Raw genomic sequence first — 18,944 nt, forward strand, 5'->3', positions numbered from 1 at the left:
TCGAATTATTATCCGCCAAGGACTTAAGTGAGCTATATTTATCGGACCCGTTGGAAAATATAGGTAAAGCCAAGCTGACCAATATAACTTGGTCGCTTGATGGAAAATCTTTATATGCGGGGGGTGCCTATATTGATAAAACAACCCTCCATCCCATCATCGTGGGTTTGGACGCAGCGGCTAAAAACCTATTTTTGCGTTACCAACCGTTGTCTTATCAGATCATGGATTTGAAGCCACTGCCCGAAGGCCACCTGGCGTTCGGGGCCGATGGTCCCACTGTAGGCGTTTTGGATAGTCAAGGCCATAGGGTCTGGGAATCGCATGGATCTATTCTCGATTACAGGGGCAATCCTGCCCGCTTGCGGGTGTCCGGAGACGGAACCATAATCGAGTTTGGTTTCGATACTCTGGACGCCAATGGAAATAACCATCGGGATACGGCTTATTTCGACCTTACTAGACTCGCCCTACAGCTTGGAGAGGCACCACCCCAAGCCCGTTTGAACGCACCAAATACAACGAGGGAACTCCAGCAAAACCAAGGGGTTGCTATCGGTGGCAAATTTGATAATCCTAGCCTTAAGCCGCGGATTGAAGCTGATAATATGCCTATGAGCCTCACGAAGGAAACCGTACCCACTGGTCTTCTGCTGGGTAAGGATTCCCGGCTGTCCTACTACGATGTTCCTGATCGGCAGCGTTGGGAAACCGTCGTGCCCGGTGCCGTTTTTGCCGTTAATCCTAGCGGCGATGGTCGCTACGCCGTGGTTGCTTTGGGCGATGGTACCCTTCGTTGGTATGAAACCCGGCATGGCAAGGAAGTCTTGGCTTTGTATGTCCATCCCGATAAGCGTTGGGTTGCATGGACCCCGGAAGGTTTCTACTACGCCCTGCCCGGCGCGGAAAGCCTGATCGGCTACCACCTCAACCAGGGCGTGGACCACGAAGGGAAATTCGTCAAGGCCAACCAGCTGAAGGAACGCTATTACCAACCCAACCTCATCGCCCGCCGCCTCAGCCCCGAAGGCGACCGCTTGATCGCCGAAGCCGTGGGTCGCTTGGGCGACGTGCGGCAGGTGTTGACGCGGGGCTTGCCGCCCAAGGTGGAATTGGTCTCCTTGGACGCTGCCGAAACCCCCGGCGATTATTGGCTCAAAGTGCGGGTGATCGATCAGGGTGGCGGCATAGGTCCGGTCAGTTTGCAACTCGACGACAATGAGGTAATCCAGGCCCGCGACCCCGGCATTCCGGGCGGTTCCGGCGACATCGTGACTGCGCGGATTTCCCCGCCCTCGGGACAGCACACTATCGTCATCACTGCCCGCAACCCGCTGGATGTGGCCTCCGACCCTATTTCGGTACCGCTCCAAGTCCAGCCCAGATCCGGGCAGCCCCGGCTACACCTGCTGGCGGTGGGTATCCGCGACTATTACAACGACGCCACCCTCGCCAGGGGCGTCAGGTTCGGTGCCAAGGACGCACAGGCCATGGCCCGGCAATTCCAGGCCCAAGGGGCCAAGCTCTACGCCCCTGGCAAGGTCGAAGTGCTGCTCGATCGCCAAGCTACCCGCGATGGCATCGTCGCCGCCATGGCCCGGTTCAAGGATGCCGTCACGCCGGACGATGTGTTCGTCCTCTATCTCGCCGGGCACGGTTTCGCCTTCAACGGCGACGACTACCATTTCGTGCCCGCCGACGCTAGCTTCCCCGACCGCGACACCCTGCGTCGCCAAAGCCTGGGCGAAGCCCTGTTGCGCAGTTTCTTATCCGCCATCAAAGCCAGCAAGACCCTGGTGATGCTGGATTCCTGCGCCTCGGCCGCTTTCTTCGACGGGCGCGGACCCGGCCAGAAAGGGGCCATCGAACGGCTGGCCACCCTCAGCGGACGGGCCATCCTCGCCGCCGCCGCCGAGGACAAGATGGCGCTGGAAGGCGAGGGTGGCCACGGGGTCTTCACCTACGCCTTGCTCGAAGGCTTGGGCGGAGTCGCCGACCGCGATGGCAATGGCACCATCGAAGTCGGGGAATTGGCGGATTATGTCCAGGACCGGGTGCAGGAAATCACCCTCCGCAAATGGAGCGAGCGGCAAGTGCCCTTGCGCGAACTCAATGGCGCGTCGTTCCCGGTGTTGCCCCGCCCGTAAACATGGGTACGCAAGTCTTTGAGCAGAAAGGGAAAACTCGCCGGAACCGCGTTTAAAACCATCGATTCCACGTTTGCTATCGATGATTCGATGCGCCGAAAGCTGGAATTATGCCTCGAATCGACAGCCAGGTGCGTGGAACGCCCGATTCCATGCGGCGGATTTTCGATTCGATGGGTGGAATCGGAAGCTCCGCACATCATATCGACGGCTCGACGCCTGGTATCGTCCATTCCAAACGCGCCTTGATATCGCCAGTCCACAAAAACCAAGGTTGGAACCATGCGTGACCAAGTTTTCATCAGCTACAGCCATGAGGACGGCGACTACCTCGCCCAACTCAAAAAGCACCTTAAACCTCTGGTACGCGCCGAACAGATGGGTCTTTGGACCGATTTGGATATCGAACCGGGCCAGGAATGGTTCGCCGAAATCAAATCCGCGCTGGACCGGGCCAAGGTCGCGGTATTGCTGGTTACGCCCGATTTTTGGAACTCCGAATTCATCGAGAGGCATGAGTTCAAGCCCTTGCTGGAATTGGCTAGGCAAGGACAGGTGACCCTGCTCTGGGTACCGGTCCGCGATTCCATTTGGAAAGAGACGCCGCTGGAATCACGCCAAGCGGCTTTGGACCCGCGCAAACCCATCGCCAAAATGGTGGGGGCGGATCGGGATTCGGCCTGGGTCGAGGTTGCGGAACGGATAGGATGGGCGTTAGGCGCGGAATCTGCCCTCGGCACCGAACCGGCGGGATCGGGTAGCAAACCCAATGCGCCTTGGAATTGGCCGCGTCTCCGGCTGACCCTGGCCCTGACCTTGGGAGGCGGGTCTTTGTCCATCCTCATTCAATTGTTCTCATCGCCGGAAATCGCTGGCCATCTCGAAAAAGCCCGCCAACGCCTCGACATAGGGCTTTACGCCGACGCGGCGGCGGAGTACCAAGCCGTCCTTGAGCTTGTTTCCGGCCACGCCGAGGCCCGCTTCGGCAAGGCCAAGGCCGACCTGGGGCGTAGGCTCGCCACCGGCACCGATTTGGAGGTGGTCGCGCCGGAGTTGAAAACGATGCATGGCCGGGCGCCCCAGGATGCCGATTTGCTGGTGCTGATGGGCGACCGCTGCTATCGGGAAAAAATCCAGGAAGACCGGGATTGTGCTTGGCAGTATTACCAAGCCGCTTTGGCTAGTGATCCCCGCCTGCCCGAAGCGCATTACCGCTACGCGGTGTTATTGAACGAAGTGGGGCAATTTGGGGAGGCCGCCATCGAATTCCACAAAGCCCATGAACTCGCCCCGGAGACGCCGCATTACATGCTTGGCTATGGCGTGGCCTTGATGAAGCGGCAACCCGCCGACTACGGCGCGGCCAGCCTGCTGCTGGAACAAATCGAGGATTCGCCGCTGGCGCGGCTGGAAGCCGCCAAAGCCCGTTGGGCGGTCGGCGATATTGGCGACGCGGCGCGGGATCAAGCGAAAGCCATCGAATGGTTGCCAAATCCCGCCACATCCGCGACCGACCGCGCCGGTTGGAAATTCGGCCTGTCGGATAAGACGCGGATACTCCATCTGACCAGCGCCGCGGGCAAACGCTGTTACGCCGGGCTGGCCCTGGCCGCCAGCCGCTTTTTGCAAGGCGACCAAGCGGCGAGCGAGGCGGCTTTCCGGCAAGCCGCTTGTCCCGCCGATGCCCGCGATATAAAAGCCGCCATCGCCGTCGACCTCGAAACCTACGCCGAACCCCGCCCGAAACTCGCCGAACGGAGCCAAGCTTTCCGCCGTCGGCTTTTGGATGAAGGCGGATAGCGTCCCGGTCCGCATGTTCGCCCGGTACCGCCGTCGCCCGCTATTTCGACCGCAGTTCCAAAGGCCGAACCGCCCCGGCCTTCCCCGCCGCCACGCCTTCCAACACTCCCACCAGCAGGCCCGAAGCCTTGAGCGCGTCCAATTCCGCCTCGGTCTCGGCCTGGATCAATTCCAAGTGCGACAGCCGGATATCAGTGCGCGAGCGGGAAGCGTCCAACAGTTCCAGCAGCGTGCCCTGGCCCAGCCGGTAGGAGTTTTCCGCCATTTGCTTGAGGTCCGGCAGGTGGGCCAGGACTTCCCGCTCGAACCTGTCCCGCGCCGCCCGGCGGCGTTTGAGCAATTCCGTGGCCCGTTCCAACTCCACGCGGGTACGGGAAGCCACGAAATCGCGCTCGGCCTGGACCCTCCGTTTCTCGGCCTCGGCGCGGGCCAGGCCGCCCTGGCCCCGGTCGAAGATCGGCAGTTCCACCGCGATGCCGACATAGGGCGTCATGCCGTAGGGCTTGTCGGTGTAGGCGGTCCCGGCTTGCAGGGTGGGCGTGGGCCAGCGTTCGCGGCGGGCGCGTTCGATGTCGGCCTCGGCGGCGATTTCCTCGCGGCGCATGGTTTCGAGTTCGGGGTTTTTTTCCTCCGCCGAGGTCCAGAGTTGGCGCGGGTCGTCCGGCACGCCCAGGGGGCCGGGTTCGCCCAGGGCTTCGGGCCGCCAGCCGGGTAGCCCCAACAGGATGCCGATTTCGCCGGCGGTGGCCGTCTGTTCGGTACGGGCGTTTTCCAGCCGGGTTTCCACGTTCTTGGTCTCGACGCCGATCTTCAGGAGGTCGTAGGGACTGGCGCTGCCCGCCATTTCCCGGCCCGCGACCAGGGCGCGCAGATGGTCCATGTCCCGCGCCGCCTCGTCCAGGATATCCACCCGTTCCCGGCCCGCTTGCAGCTTGAGGAACAAGCCCCAGGCTTCGCGCAGCAAACCGGCGAATTCCGCCTCGACCCCGGCCGCGGTGGCTTCCACCTTCTTTTCCGCCGCTTCCACCCGCGCCCCGCGCTGTCCGGCGATCAGGACCGGGACTTCGACCAGGAGGTTTTCCTGGGATTTGCCGTCGTACATGGTGTTGTTGCGGCTGCTGAGTTGGAAAGTGCCGTAAGTCACCCGTGGGTTGGGCAGGACGCCGGCCCCGACCACCTCGGCCTGGGCGGCATCGACGCGGGTGCGGGCGGCGGCGTAGCGCGGGCTGTGTTCGCGGGCGATGCGGAGCAACTGGCCCAGGTCGATGGCCTGGGGCAGGGCGTCGGGCGGCGGCGCGGCGGCTTGGGTCGGAAGGGCCAGGGCCAGCAGCAAGGGCAGCCAGTGCCAGGATCGTCGGGGTTGGGGGGAACGCGGAGCGTCCGGGATGGCGTTGCCACGCGGGGTGTGGGAACGATGGCGTGGTGGAGTCATGTGGGGTCCGGCAGTTCGTCTTCTTCTTCGGGGGAGAGGAGATGTTGGGGGGTGATATAGGAATAGAGGACGGGCAGCACGAACATGGCCACGAAGAAGGTGGTGAACATGCCGCCGACGATGACCACGGCGAAGGGCTGTTGGGTCTCGCTGCCGATGCCGGTGGAGACGGCCATGGGCAGGAGGCCCAGCAGGGCCAGGGTCGAGGCCATCAGCACGGGCCGCAGCCGGTCGGTGGCCCCGCCGACGATGGCCGCCCGGAGTGCCATCCCGGCGTGGCGGCGCTCCTCGGTGGCGCTCAATACCAAGAGTCCCATCAGCGACACCTGGCCCAACAGGGCGATGAAGCCGATGGTGGCGCTGACCGAGAGCGCGATCCCGGTGAACAGCAGCACGAACGCGCCGCCGGTCAGGGCGAACGGGGTCGAGAGCAGGATGGCGAGGGCGCTGCGGGCCGATTGCAGGGCGCTGTACAACAGGGCCAGCACGATCAACACCGCCACCGGCACGATCACGCCCAGCCGTCCCATGGCGCGTTGCTGGTTCTCGAATTCGCCGCCCCAGACCAGGAAATGGCCTTCGGGCATCTGGACCTTGCCCTCGACCGCCGCCCGGGCGTCGTGGACCACGGAACCCAGGTCGCGGCCTTCCACGTTGAACTTGAGGGCGAGGAACCGGCGGTTGGCCTCGCGCTCGATGGAGGTGCGGCCTTGCTCGATCTGCTGGTGCGCGACTTCGCGCAAAGGCACGCGGGCGCCCGAGGGCGTCGGGATCATCAAATCGCCGTAATGCTCCATCTCGTCGCGCTCGGCGGTGGGCAGGATCACCCGCACCGGGACGGGCCGCTCGCCCTGCCAGAGTTGCGTGACCACCTTGCCGGCCATGGCGGTTTCGATGGTGTCCTGGGCGGCGTCCACCGTGATGCCTTGCCGGGCCAGGGCCGCGCGGTCCAGCTTGAGTTGCAGTTGCGGCACCAGGGATTCGCGGTAGAGGTCCAGGTCGATGATGCCGGGCACGGCTTTGAGCCGCTCTTTGGCGTCTTCCAGGGTGGAGCGCATTTTTTCCAGGTCGCCGCCGTAGATTTTCAGCACCACCTTGCCGCGCACGCCGCTGACGGCTTCCTCCACGTTGTCCTTGATCGGCTGGGAGAAATTGAAGCGCACGCCGGGGATGGCCGAGAGCGCCGCGCGCATGTCCTCGACCAGTTGTTCCTTGCTCAAACGGGGCCGCCATTCGCCGTGCGGTTTGAGGTGGACGAAGGTCTCGCTCATGTTGACGCCCTCGTTGTCGGTGCCGTCCTCCGAGCGGCCCTGCTGGCTGAGGATGCCCTTGACCTCGGGGAAGCGCAGCAGGCGTTGCCGCATGTCCTGGAGGATGTCCTGGCCCTTGCCCAGGGCGATGCTGGACGGCATTTCCACGAACACATGCACGTCGCCCTCGTCCAGCTCCGGCAGGAATTCGCTGCCCAGGCGCGAGATCGAGACGCCCCCCGCCACCAGCAAGGCGACCCCGGCCAGCAAGGTCGAGGCCCGGTGGTCGAGGGCGAATTCCAGTAGGCGGCGGTATTTCCCGCGCAGGAACACCAGGAAGCGCGGCTCCTCGATCATGGCGTGCCTGGGTTGGATCAGGGCGGCGCACAAGGCGGGCACCAGGGTCAGGGCGAACACCAAGCCGCCGACCAGGGCGAAGCTATAGGTCAGGGCCAGGGGCCGGAAGATGCGGCCCTCCACCCGTTCCAGGGTGAACACCGGGATCAGGGCGGCGATGATGATGAGCATGGCGTAGAAGGTGGGTTTGGCGACCGACAGGGCCGCGTCCACGATCACATGCACCATGTCGCGCCGGGTTTTGGGATGGCGGTGCGAAGCTTGGTGGATGACGCTCTCGACCAGCACCACCGCGCCGTCGAGGATGATGCCGAAGTCGATGGCCCCCATCGAAATCAAATTGGCCGGGAGCCCCAGCCGGTACAGCCCGGCGAACGCCACCAGCAGCGACAAGGGGATGACCACGGCGACGATGAGGGAACCGCGCACGCTGCGCAGGAACAGCCAGACCACGCCCACCACCAGCAGGAAGCCGTGCAGCAGGTTGTGGTAGACCGTGTCCAGGGTGTTGTGGACCAGTTCGGTGCGGTCCAGGAACGGCACCACTTGCATGCCGGCCGGCAGGATGCGGGCGTTGAGTTCCGCCACCTTCTCATGCACCGCTTCCAGCACGCGGGAAGGATTCTGGCCGCGCCGCAACAGCACGATGCCTTCCACCGCTTCCTTCTGGCCGTCGAGGCCCACCGTGCCCTGGCGCGGGGTATAGGCCTGGACCAAGCGGGCCACGTCGCCCACGGTGACGGGGGTGCCGCCTTCGCTTTTCAGCACGATGCGCTTCACGTCGTCGGGCGAACCGAGATAACCCACGCCGCGCACCACCATCTGCTGGTCGCCATGGCGCAGGAAGCCCGCGCCCACGTTGCGGTTGGAACTGGCGATGGCCTGGTTCACCTCGTCCAGGGTCAGGCCGAAGGCGTCCAGCCGCATCGGATCGACCTCGACATGGATTTCCTTGTAATAACCGCCGAAGGTCAGCACATCGGCCACGCCCTGCACCTGGCGCAGCACGCGGGACACGTTCCATTCCATTTCCGAGCGCAGTTCGTAGAGGTCGTGGCGGTCGCTGACCACCATGAACTTGTAGATTTCGCCCAGCGGCGTGTAATCCGGGGCCAGCACCGGCTGCACGCCGTCGGGCAGTTCCGCCCCGTGCAGCCGCTCGGTGATCAAGGTGCGGGAATAGAAGCTATCGGCCTCGTCCTGGAAGGTGATGGTGATGAGCGAGAGGCCGAACAGGCTTTGGCTACGCATTTGCAGCATGTCCGGCGTGCCGTTCAACACCCGTTCCAAGGGCACGGTGACTTGGCGTTCGACCTCCTCCGGCGCGTAGCCCGGCATCAGCGAAATCACCGTCACCTGGGTGTTGGTCACGTCCGGGTAGGCTTCGATGGGGGTTTCCAAGTAGGCGTGCAGGCCGGACAGGGCGACGACCACGGTGAGCGCGATCACCGCCAGGCGGCGGTGTACGCAATGCTCGATCAATAAGCTCAGCATGGTTCCCGGCCTAGAGCAGCATGGCGGCTTCGGTGTCGATCAGCAAGGCGCCCGAGACCACCACCCGCTCGCCACCCTTGAGACCGTCGAGGATGGGGGTCATGCCGCTGCGGGCCGGGCCGATCTGCACTTCCCGTGGCTCGAACACGCCCTCGGCGGTTTCCACATAGACCAGGGTTTGCTTGCCGTCCTTGATGAGGATGGCCGTGGTGGGCAGCACGATATGGCCCGGCCCCGCCGCCTCGATGGACACCCGCGCATACATGCCGGGCCGCAGCGGGGTCTTGGGGTCGTCGGGTTCGATGAAGACCTGGCCGCGCCGCATGTCGGCCTGGATCGCGGCGCTCTCGCCCACCACATGGCCGCCGATGGGCTGGGGCAGGGAAGCGAGGCCGATGCTGGCCGCCGCGCCTTTTTCCACCAGCAACAAATCCGGCTCGAACACGTCGGCCACGATCCACAGCGAGGACGGTTCGCCCAGGTCGAACAGCGCCGAACCCGCCGCCACCGTCGCCCCCGCCGCCACATAGGCCCGCAGCACCGTGCTGTCCATCGGGGCGCGCACCACGACCTCCTCCGCCACGCCGTTGCCCAAGAGGCGCAGGGCGTCGCGGGCGCGTTCGTAGTCGGCGCGGTCCTCGTTCAACTGGGCTTCCGCCTCCATGCGCTCGATTTCCAGGCCGACGCCGCTGCGCTTCATCTCCTCTTGGCGCTGGTAGCGGTATTCGGCGCGGGCCAGTTCCACCTTGGCGCGGGCGAAATCGGAGCGCATCTGCGCGGCCTCGGCGCTGGCCAGGGTGACGAGCGGGTCGCCCGCCTTGACCCGGTCGCCAATCTGCACATGGATTTTGCCGATCCGGCCCGCCACCACCGTGCCCGCCGTGGAAATGGCCTTGGCCCGGAAATCCACCCGGCCCGGCGCGGTCACCACGCCCGCCGAAGCTTGCGGCGAAATCGCTTGCACTTTGATATAGCCGAGGGATTCGGCACGGAGCTTGACGACGCGCTGGGGCGTGGGGTGTTCGGCGGGCGAGATGGCCAGGGGCGGTGCCGCCAGGGCGGAAGGTTCATGGTGGCCGCAGCCGGCGATGAGCATCGCCGCCGCGGGTCCGGCGAGTCCTGCAAGGCGCATGGTGGTTTTGGTTCGGGTGTTCATAAGCCTAAAGTATCCGCAAGCGGGGTAGGTGCTTGCCATAGGGCGCGGGACGCGGAGGTTCCGGTGCCATCCGTGAATTATAGTATCGTGACGATACTTTTGGGTCTGTCTTAATTTTAGGCGGGAAATAAACTTTTATTGCTAAACGTCCCGGAAACAATGGGGCCGGCGTTGTGTGGGAGCTTATCCAACGGTTGGATAACCCTGTGGCCGCTGCACCGTCGGGTGGATGGGAGGGGTGTGGCGCGGCCAGCGGCGGGTAGCGCTTGGGTATCCGCCCCGCAAGCCGCAGAAGAGGTGTCGGGACCGTGGGTCGGCGGCTTGGTCCGCCCGGTGCGTGCATGGGGGTTTGCCAAGCGCTGCCGGGCGATGCGCCCCACCCGTTTGGAAACGGGGAGGTTCGGCATCCATGCCGACAGGGGGCGTCCCTGCGTGTTAAAAAGCAGGTTCCATGCCAAGCCATGGTCGGCCTGGAGGCCCAAGCGTTCCGGGTATTTGCGTGGGAAGCTGGGACATGGGGACGACCCGGTAGGTTGAAAAACGCCATGCTTCCTGTGGATTTCAACCAGGGTATTCCGGCCCGGTCCCGAAACGCAGCATTCATCCGCCGGGCCTCCGGTCCCGTCCTGCTTGCGGGCGGCGTTTCGATATATCATGCCCCGGTTCCGCCATCCCCGGACGGCGCGGAATCCCTTGCCCATCATCACTCACGGTAAACATCATGCTGAATAAGCTAGCCGCCTTCCCAGGCATCCCAGGCCCGGTCGTCACCATCGTCCTCGACGGTTTCGGTTTTAGCGACCAGACCGAGGGCAATGCCATCGCCCAGGCCTATACCCCTACCCTGGACCGGCTGTTCGCCCAATACCCCCACACCCTGTTGAAAGCCCACGGCACCGCCGTTGGCATGCCCAGCGACGAAGACATGGGCAATTCCGAGGTCGGCCACAACGCCATCGGCGCGGGCCAGGTCTACAACCAGGGCGCTTCCCTGGTGTCCGAGGCCATCGCCAGCGGGGCGCTGTACCAAGGCCAAGCCTGGAAGGAAGTGGTCGCCAACGTCAAGGACCACGGCTCGACCCTGCATTTCCTGGGGCTGTTCTCCGACGGCAACGTGCATTCCCATATCGACCACCTCAAGGCGTTGATTCAACGCGCCAAGCTGGAAGGTGTCGCCCAGGTCCGCGTGCATATCTTGATCGATGGCCGCGACGTGCCGGAAACCTCCGCCCTGGAGTATGTCGAGCCGTTCGAGGAATTCCTGAAGCAAGTACGCGGCGAGAGCTTCGATGTCCGCATTGCCAGTGGCGGCGGGCGCATGTTCATCACCATGGATCGCTATGAAGCCGATTGGAAGATGGTCGAGCGCGGTTGGCACACCCATGTGCTAGGCGAGGCCCAGCAATTCGCGTCCGCCGCCGAGGCCGTGCGCGGGCTGCGGGAACAGCATCCCGGCATCATCGACCAGGATTTGCCGGCCTTCGTCATCGCCGAGAACGGCCAGCCGGTCGGCAAGATCGTCGATCACGACAGCGTGGTGTTCTTCAATTTCCGTGGCGACCGCGCCTTGGAAATCACCCGCGCCTTCGAGGAAGGCCCGGAATTTTCAGGCTTCGACCGGGGCGAGGTGCCGAACGTGACCTATGCCGGGATGCTGCAATACGACGGCGATTTGAAAATCCCCAAGCGCTATCTGGTCGAGCCGCCCGCCATCCGTAACACCCTGGGCGAGCAACTGGCCGAGGCGGGCATCACCCAACTCGCCATCTCCGAGACCCAGAAATACGGCCATGTCACCTATTTCTGGAACGGCAACCGTAGCGGTAAGTTCGACGACAAACTCGAAACCTATATCGAGATTCCCTCCGACAACGTGCCGTTCGAGCAGCGTCCGTGGATGAAGTCCGCCGAAATCACCGACGAGTTGATCCGCCAAATCCGCAGCGGCAAGCACAAGTTCCTGCGGGTCAACTACGCCAACGGCGACATGGTCGGCCATACCGGGAATTTCCAGGCCACGATCAGCGCGGTGGAAGCGGTGGATATCGCCCTGGGCCGCTTACTGCCGGTGATCGACGCCATGCAGGGCGTGGCGATCATCACCGCCGACCATGGCAACGCCGACGAGATGTATGAACTCGACAAGAAGACCGGCCAGCCCAAACAGGGTAAGGACGGGCGTTTCAAGGCCAAGACCGCGCACACGCTGAACCCGGTGCCGTTCATCTTCTACGATAACCAGACCCATGGCGCGGCCCAGATCGACGAGAACCATTTCGGCCTGAGCAACCTCGCCAGCACCATCGTCAACCTGTTGGGCTACGCGGCCCCGACGATGTGGGATCGCGGCATTTTGCGCTTCAAGTAAGCCCCGCCCGGCTCCCGGCCCCTTCCGGCGGGGCCGGGGTCCGCCGTTGTCCCCGCTGCCGGTGCGGAATTTATCCGCTATCCTCACACAGGATGGACCACACGACCTTTCCCATGGGCGACAAAGACATCCTTTCCAAATCAATCTTCAAGGCGCTGGTGCGCGACTTCGCGACCTATTTGTTCCATCTGCCGGTCGTCGAGGTCAAATTGTTGGAAACCGCGCAGCAGCGGGTCGAGGAGCGCCGCGCCGATCTCGTCGCCAAGGTCGCCCTGGCCGATGGCCTGCCTTTCATACTGCACATCGAAATCCAGAACGATAATCTCGCCGTCATGCCGGTGCGGATGCTGCGCTATCTGACCGACATCCTGTTGGAGAATCCGGGCCTGCCGGTGCGGCAATATCTGGTCTATATCGGCAAGAAACCGCTCGGCATGGCCGATGGCTTGAACCTCCCCGGTTTGGCCTACCGCTACGAATTGATCGACATGCACCGGGTGGATGCGGAATCCTTATTACGGCAAGACGCGCCGGATGCCTGGGTGTTGGCGATACTCTGCGATTTCCGGGGCCGGACGCCGCGTGAATTGGTGCATGGGATTCTCGAGCGCTTGGTCAGGGAATTCTGGGGCCAGCCGGGCAAATTGCGCGAATATGTGCGGATGCTGGAAATCTTGGGCAGCAACCGTGATTTCGAAGTGGATATCGAGGAGGAATTGGAGATGTTGAAGATCGAATATGAGAAGTTGCCGACTTATCGGATGGGGCTGAAGAAGGGCGAGCAATTGGGAGAGGAAAAAGGGGTGGCAAAAGAAAAAATAGAGAGCGCAAGAGCGATGCTGGCCCTGGGATTCGATAGTACGCAAATTGCGTTAGTTACGAAATTACCGATGGTGGAGATTGAGCGGTTGCGGACTGAGAACTCTCAATAACCATGCGGCAATACCCGGATAGGCCGGAATTATATCGAGGGTGTTTATGTGGCGGATATGTATTTGTATTCCATGGATCGGGATTTGTTGCGGGCGGCGTGATTGTAAAAGAAACCCTTTTAACATCGTTCCTACGGTCTTTGCAGAAAATATAGGCGTGCTTATTGTGTGGGCTAAGGGGGTGCTTAATGAGTCGGAAATATGCTTGGCATAAAATGTTAATATTTATTTAATAGAGGCGCGACGTTATGAACCAAATTTTTTTAACTCCAGAGGAAGTGGCCGAGTTGCTCCGCGTTTCCACGGATGATGTTGTTGAACTTATAGAGGATGGTTCTTTATCTGCCTTACAGATAGGAGGGAGTTGGCGTGTTACTCAGGAAAGCTTAACGGGATTTTTATCTAATGGGTTGAAAGCGCAAAATTTAAAAGCTATAAATCGGGTAATGCAAGACCCAATTGCTTGGGCGAATATGCTACGCGAGTTTCCCGATGTGGCGAATAGTATAATTGATGGCGATTTTAAAGATGGGACTTTTGGAGAGTTTTTGCAAAAAGCACTTGCTACATCTAATGGCGTAGCATCGGGGGCGATTACTACCCTTCATTCACGTAAATTGTAAGTTTGGATATATTCATGGCCGCACGGCTTTTTTGTTAATGAATCTTAAGTTCAGTATGAACGAATATGTGGCGATGTGGCGATCTTATGATTTATGACTTCGAATGGGATCCACATAAAGCCGACATAAATTACCGCAAGCACGGCATTAGCTTTGAGCGGGCTTCCGAGGTTTTCCGCGATCCCTTGGCTTTGACGGTTTATGACGTAGCGCATAGCGACTATGAAGAACGCTGGAATACCTTGGGTTTGGATCAAAGTCTCACGTTATTAGTGGTCGCCCATACCTATCAGGTAACTGGCCCGTCCAATGCAATCGTGCGAATTATATCCGCTAGGCTGGCAAGCAAGCGGGAACAGCAAAACTACTCGGAAGAACCGAACATCATGGGTGTAGCTATGAACCAGGATAATATTTTGGATCAAAACGACGACCTCCCGGCTGAAATAGACTTCAGCAAAGGGACGCGGGGCAAGTTTTATCATCCCGACCTCAAGTTCAATATACCGATTTATCTGGATGAGGAAGTACAACGTTATCTCGCGGCTATCGCATCGCGCAAAGGTATCTCTATTTCCGATGTCGCCAACGATTTGCTCAAGAAAGATATCGCCATGATCGAAGCCATGCGCTGAGTCGGATACTGAATTATCCGCCTACCGCATTCTATTATTTAGCACCAATCTAAGGGGTAATCCGATGACCCAATCCCAAGTCATCACCCTGGAAGGCAACGAAGCCGTCGCTTACGTCGCCTACCGCGTCAACGAAGTCTGCGCGATCTACCCGATCACGCCCTCATCCACCATGGCCGAACTGGCCGACCAATGGTCCGCCGAAGGCAAGAAAAACCTCTGGGGCGAAATCCCCCTGGTCGTCGAAATGCAGAGCGAAGGCGGGGCCGCCGGTGCGGTCCACGGCGCTTTGCAGACCGGGGCGCTCACCACCACCTTCACGGCCTCGCAAGGGCTGCTGTTGATGATCCCCAACATGTACAAGATCGCCGGGGAACTCACCCCGACGGTGTTCCACGTCGCGGCGCGGGCCTTGGCGGCGCAGGGTTTGTCGATCTTCGGCGACCATTCCGACGTGGCGGCGGTGCGGCATACTGGCTTCGCCCAACTCGGTTCGGCCTCGGTGCAGGAAGCCCACGACATGGCCCTCATCGCCCAAGCCGCGACCCTGGCGACACGGGTGCCATTCGTGCATTTCTTCGATGGCTTCCGCACCTCGCACGAAGTCAGCAAGCTGCATCTCATCCCCGACGACCAGATGCGGGCCATGATCGACGAAAGCCTCGTCCGGGCGCATCGGGCGCGTGGCCTCAATCCCGACAATCCCTTCATCCGCGGCACGGCGCAAAACCCGGATGTGTATTTTCAGGGCCGGGAAACGGTGAATCCGTTCTACGCCCAATTGCCCGCCACCGTGCAGCAGGTCATGGACCGCTTCGGCGAACTCACGGGCCGCAAGTACCACCTGTTCGATTATTACGGCCATCCCGAGGCCGAGCGCGTCGCCGTCGTCATGGGGTCCGCGGTCTACACCCTGCGCGAAACCGTGCGCCACCTGGAGGCCCAGGGCGAAAAGGTCGGTGTGATTCATGTCCGGCTGTGCCTGCCGTTCTCGGCGGAACATTTCCTGGCAGCGCTACCCAAGACCGCCCGCGCCATCGCCGTGCTGGACCGCCTGAAAGCGCCCGGTTCTTCCGGCGAGCCGCTTTACGGCGATGTGGTGTCCACCCTGGCCGAAGCCTATCTCGGCGGTAAACTGCAAAACCTGCCGCGCATCATCGGCGGGCGCTATGGCTTGTCGTCCAAGGAATTCAATCCCGGCATGGCGAAGGCGGTGTTGGACGAACTCAAGAAGGATGAGCCGAAGAACCATTTCACGGTCGGCATCCACGACGATGTGTCGTTCACCAGCCTGGACTACGACGCCGGTTTCGATATCGAGCCGGATAATGTGGTCCGCGCTTTGTTCTTCGGCCTGGGTGCGGATGGCACTGTCGGCGCGAATAAGAACAGCATCAAGATCATCGGCGAATCCACTGATCTCTATGCCCAAGGCTATTTCGTCTACGACTCCAAGAAATCCGGTTCCCGCACCGTGTCGCATGTGCGCTTCGGGCCGGAACCCATCGAAGCGCCGTATTTGATCCAGAAGGCCAGCTTCATCGGCTGCCATCAATTCAACTTCGTGGAAAAGCTCGACGTGCTGGCGAACGCCAAGCCCGGCGCGACTTTGCTGCTCAGCAGTCCCTACGGTGCCGACGAGGTTTGGGACCGGCTGCCCCGCGAAATGCAGCAACGCATCATCGATTTGCGGCTCAAGTTCTACGTGATCGACGCCGCCAAGGTGGCGCGGGATACCGGCATGGCCGGGCGCACCAATACCATCATGCAGACCTGTTTCTTCGCGCTGTCCGGCGTGTTGCCGCGTGAAGCCGCCATCGCCAAGATCAAGGAAGCGATCAAAAAGACCTACGGCAAGAAGGGCGAGGACGTGGTGCGGAAGAATTTCGAGGCGGTGGACCAGACCTTGGCCCATCTCTACGCAGTGGACGTGCCCGCCGAGGCCAGCAGCCGCATCGAGTTACCGCCGGTGGTGTCGCCGGACGCGCCGGATTTCGTGCGGAAGGTGACGGCCCTGATGATGGCCGGGCGCGGCGACGAATTGTCGGTCAGCCAAGTGCCGTTGGACGGCACCTATCCGTCCGGCACCACCCAATGGGAAAAGCGCAACATCGCCCAGTCCGTGCCGATGTGGGAGCCGGAGATTTGCATTCAATGCGGCAATTGCAGTTTCGTCTGCCCGCATAGCGTGATCCGCGCCAAGTTCTACCATCAGGACCAGCTCGCCGGTGCGCCGGAAAGCTTCCAGTCCGCGCCGATCAGCGCCCGCGGCTTCCCGGAAACCCGCTACACCTTGCAGGTCTACACCGAAGACTGCACCGGCTGCGGCCTGTGCGTCGAGGTTTGCCCGGCCAAGAGCCTCAAGGAAAGCGGCGTGAAAGCCATCAATATGAAACCGAAAGACCCGCTGCCGACGAAGGACCGCGAAAACATCGGTTTCTTCGAGACCCTGCCGGTCAACAACCGCGCCCGGGTGGATTTCTCCTCGGTGCGCGGGGCGCAGTTCCTGCAACCGCTGTTCGAGTTCAGCGGGGCGTGCGCGGGCTGCGGTGAAACACCTTATGTGCGCTTGCTTTCGCAGTTGTTCGGCGACCGGCTCATCGTCGCCAATGCCACCGGCTGTTCTTCGATCTATGGCGGCAACCTGCCGACCACGCCGTGGACCACCGATAGCGAGGGCCGGGGACCGGCCTGGTCGAATTCGCTGTTCGAGGATAATGCCGAGTTCGGCCTAGGGTTCCGGCTGACGGCGGACCAGCATTTGAGCTTGGCGCAACGCCTAGCGACCGGACTCAAGGCCACGCTGGACCGGCCCGCCCTGGTCGATGAAATCCTGGCCGCGCCACAACTCACCGAATCCCAAATCCGCGCCCAACGCGAACGGGTGGCCCAACTCAAGGCCGCGCTACTGCGGCGCGACGACGAGGCGGCCAAGGATTTGCTGTCGGTGGTCGATCATCTGGTGCGGCGCAGCATCTGGATTGTCGGCGGCGATGGCTGGGCCTACGACATCGGCTCGGGCGGTTTGGACCATGTGTTGGCGTCGGGGCGCAATGTGAATGTGCTGGTGCTGGATACCGAGGTGTATTCCAACACCGGCGGGCAATCGTCCAAGGCCACGCCGCTCGGGGCCGTCGCCAAATTCGCCGCCGCCGGTAAGACCGTCGCCAAGAAGGATTTGGCCTTGCAGGCCATGGCCTACGGCAATGTCTACGTGGCCCGCATCGCCATGGGGGCCAATCCGCAGCAGACTTTGCTGGCCTTCCGCGAGGCCGAAGCCTATCCGGGGCCGTCGATCATTCTGGCCTATAGCCATTGCATCGCCCACGGCATCGACATGCGCCAAGGCTTGCAGCAGCAGGATCGGGCGGTGGCTTCCGGCTATTGGCCCTTGCTGCGCTATAACCCGGCCCTGCGCGAAACCGATGGGAATCCCTTCGTATTGGATTCGCCGCGGCCCCGGATCAAGTTCAAGGACTACGCCCAGAACGAACTGCGCTACAAAATGTTGAGCCGCACCCATCCCGAGGAATACGAGAAGCTGATGGGCATGGCCCAGCAGGTGCTGCGGCAGAAATGGCAGGTGTACGAGGAGATGGCGACGCGGGGCGGGGCGCAGTTCCACCCAGATGCCAGCGTCAAGCTGAAATAGCCGCCTATCCGGCACGGCGCGGATTTCCAGGCCAACCTTGGCAATCCGCGCCCGGCGATACAACAACGTTTTAAAGGGGTATTCCGAATGGACCTAAGCACCCAATACATGGGCCTGAAGCTGAAACATCCCATCATCGCCTCGGCCTCGCCGCTCTCCGAAACCCTCGACGGCATCCGCCGCCTCGAAGACGGCGGCGCGGCGGCCATCGTGATGTTTTCCTTGTTCGAGGAGCAAATCCGCCACGAGAACGCCGCTTTCGACCGGCTGCTATCCCACGGGTCGCAGAGCTTCGCCGAATCCCTGAGCTATTTCCCGGAGATGGGCGATGATTTCGCGGTCGGTCCCGACGCTTATCTCGATCTGGTGCGCCGCGCCGCCGAGTCCACCCATATCCCCATCATCGCCAGCCTGAACTGCGTCACCAGCGAAGGCTGGATCGAATACGCCCGCCAGTTGCAACAAGCCGGTGCCCACGGCCTGGAACTCAACCTCTACGCCATCGAGGCCAATCTGGATGTTAGCAGCCAGGAGGTCGAACAGCGCTATCTCGACAGTCTCAAGCTGGTCAAACAGGCGGTTTCGATTCCGGTGGCGATGAAGCTCAGCCCGTTCTTCAGCGCCTTCGGCCACATGGCCAAGCAACTGGACGCGGCGGGCGCGGATGCCCTGGTCCTGTTCAACCGCTTCTACCAGCCCGATTTCGACATCGACACCCTGGAAGTCGCCCCGACGCTGAAACTCAGCCAGGCCGGGGAAATTCGCCTGCCCTTGCTGTGGATCGCGCTGCTCTACGGCAAGCTCAAGGCTTCGCTGGGCGCGACCCGCGGCGTGGAGACTTCGCTGGAAGTGGTCAAGTACCTCCTGGCCGGGGCCGATGCCGTGATGACCACGGCGGCCCTGCTCCGCAACGGCCCCGGCTATATCGCCCAACTCGTCATCGGGCTCGAAGCCTGGATCGGGGAGCGCGGTTTCGAGTCCGTGAGCGCTTTGCGCGGGGTCATGAGCCATGCCAAGGTCGCCGATCCCCTGGCCTTCGAGCGGGCCAATTACATCAAGATTCTCGAAAGTTACCGCTGACCTAGGGTTACTACGGAG

At 61.9% G+C, this 18,944-nt stretch carries 11 protein-coding genes; 8 read left to right on the top strand and 3 right to left on the bottom strand.

What is annotated here, in order from left to right; all coding sequences use genetic code 11:
* The first annotated feature begins 614 nt into the window (after positions 1 to 614).
* Together B9N93_RS26265 and B9N93_RS08485 are read left to right on the top strand one after the other, a co-directional pair.
* On the top strand, positions 615 to 2,147 hold the full coding sequence (locus tag B9N93_RS26265) for a caspase family protein (RefSeq protein ID WP_254899358.1): 1,533 nt from the start codon (positions 615 to 617) through the stop codon (positions 2,145 to 2,147).
* A gap of 282 nt (positions 2,148 to 2,429) precedes the next feature.
* Entirely contained in the window at positions 2,430 to 3,947 is a 1,518-nt protein-coding gene (locus B9N93_RS08485; RefSeq protein WP_085212695.1) for a toll/interleukin-1 receptor domain-containing protein, read from the top strand.
* 40 nt (positions 3,948 to 3,987) lie between these two features.
* Here B9N93_RS08485 and B9N93_RS08490 read toward each other — a convergent pair whose 3' ends face one another.
* The 3 genes from B9N93_RS08490 to B9N93_RS08500 are packed head-to-tail and all read right to left on the bottom strand — an operon-like array spanning position 3,988 to position 9,636.
* Positions 3,988 to 5,379 carry a TolC family protein gene (locus B9N93_RS08490; RefSeq protein WP_085212697.1) on the bottom strand — a complete coding sequence of 464 codons (1,392 nt, stop codon included), beginning with the start codon at positions 5,377 to 5,379 and terminating at the stop codon, positions 3,988 to 3,990.
* Positions 5,376 to 8,480 (bottom strand): efflux RND transporter permease subunit, encoded by a 3,105-nt coding sequence (locus B9N93_RS08495; protein ID WP_085212699.1) that lies wholly within the window; start codon positions 8,478 to 8,480, stop codon positions 5,376 to 5,378. The genes B9N93_RS08490 and B9N93_RS08495 overlap by 4 nt, the downstream gene beginning before the upstream one ends.
* A 10-nt stretch (positions 8,481 to 8,490) precedes the next feature.
* Positions 8,491 to 9,636, bottom strand: coding sequence for an efflux RND transporter periplasmic adaptor subunit (locus B9N93_RS08500; protein ID WP_254899359.1), 1,146 nt, complete (start codon positions 9,634 to 9,636; stop codon positions 8,491 to 8,493).
* A 721-nt stretch (positions 9,637 to 10,357) separates the two neighbouring features.
* Between B9N93_RS08500 and gpmI the strand changes: the two genes are divergently transcribed.
* From gpmI to B9N93_RS08535, 6 genes are all read left to right on the top strand, one after another.
* Positions 10,358 to 12,004 (top strand): 2,3-bisphosphoglycerate-independent phosphoglycerate mutase, encoded by a 1,647-nt coding sequence (gene gpmI, locus B9N93_RS08505; protein ID WP_085212701.1) that lies wholly within the window; start codon positions 10,358 to 10,360, stop codon positions 12,002 to 12,004.
* A gap of 113 nt (positions 12,005 to 12,117) precedes the next feature.
* The gene (locus B9N93_RS08510) at positions 12,118 to 12,936 is read left to right on the top strand and encodes an RpnC/YadD family protein (protein WP_125468897.1); all 819 of its coding nucleotides are present in this window, start codon (positions 12,118 to 12,120) and stop codon (positions 12,934 to 12,936) included.
* A gap of 248 nt (positions 12,937 to 13,184) precedes the next feature.
* Positions 13,185 to 13,559, top strand: a complete 375-nt coding sequence (locus B9N93_RS08515) for a helix-turn-helix domain-containing protein (protein ID WP_085212705.1) — start codon at positions 13,185 to 13,187, stop codon at positions 13,557 to 13,559.
* Positions 13,560 to 13,645: 86 nt separating this feature from the next.
* A complete protein-coding gene (locus tag B9N93_RS25970) occupies positions 13,646 to 14,194 on the top strand; it encodes a BrnT family toxin (RefSeq protein ID WP_217807283.1) in 549 nt (182 codons plus the stop codon).
* Between the two features lie 64 nt (positions 14,195 to 14,258).
* On the top strand, positions 14,259 to 17,846 hold the full coding sequence (gene nifJ, locus B9N93_RS08530; RefSeq protein WP_085212707.1) for a pyruvate:ferredoxin (flavodoxin) oxidoreductase: 3,588 nt from the start codon (positions 14,259 to 14,261) through the stop codon (positions 17,844 to 17,846).
* Between the two features lie 87 nt (positions 17,847 to 17,933).
* Positions 17,934 to 18,926, top strand: coding sequence for a dihydroorotate dehydrogenase-like protein (locus B9N93_RS08535; protein ID WP_085212709.1), 993 nt, complete (start codon positions 17,934 to 17,936; stop codon positions 18,924 to 18,926).
* Positions 18,927 to 18,944 lie beyond the last annotated feature (18 nt).

It is taken from the genome of Methylomagnum ishizawai, from assembly GCF_900155475.1.
Lineage (GTDB): Bacteria > Pseudomonadota > Gammaproteobacteria > Methylococcales > Methylococcaceae > Methylomagnum > Methylomagnum ishizawai_A.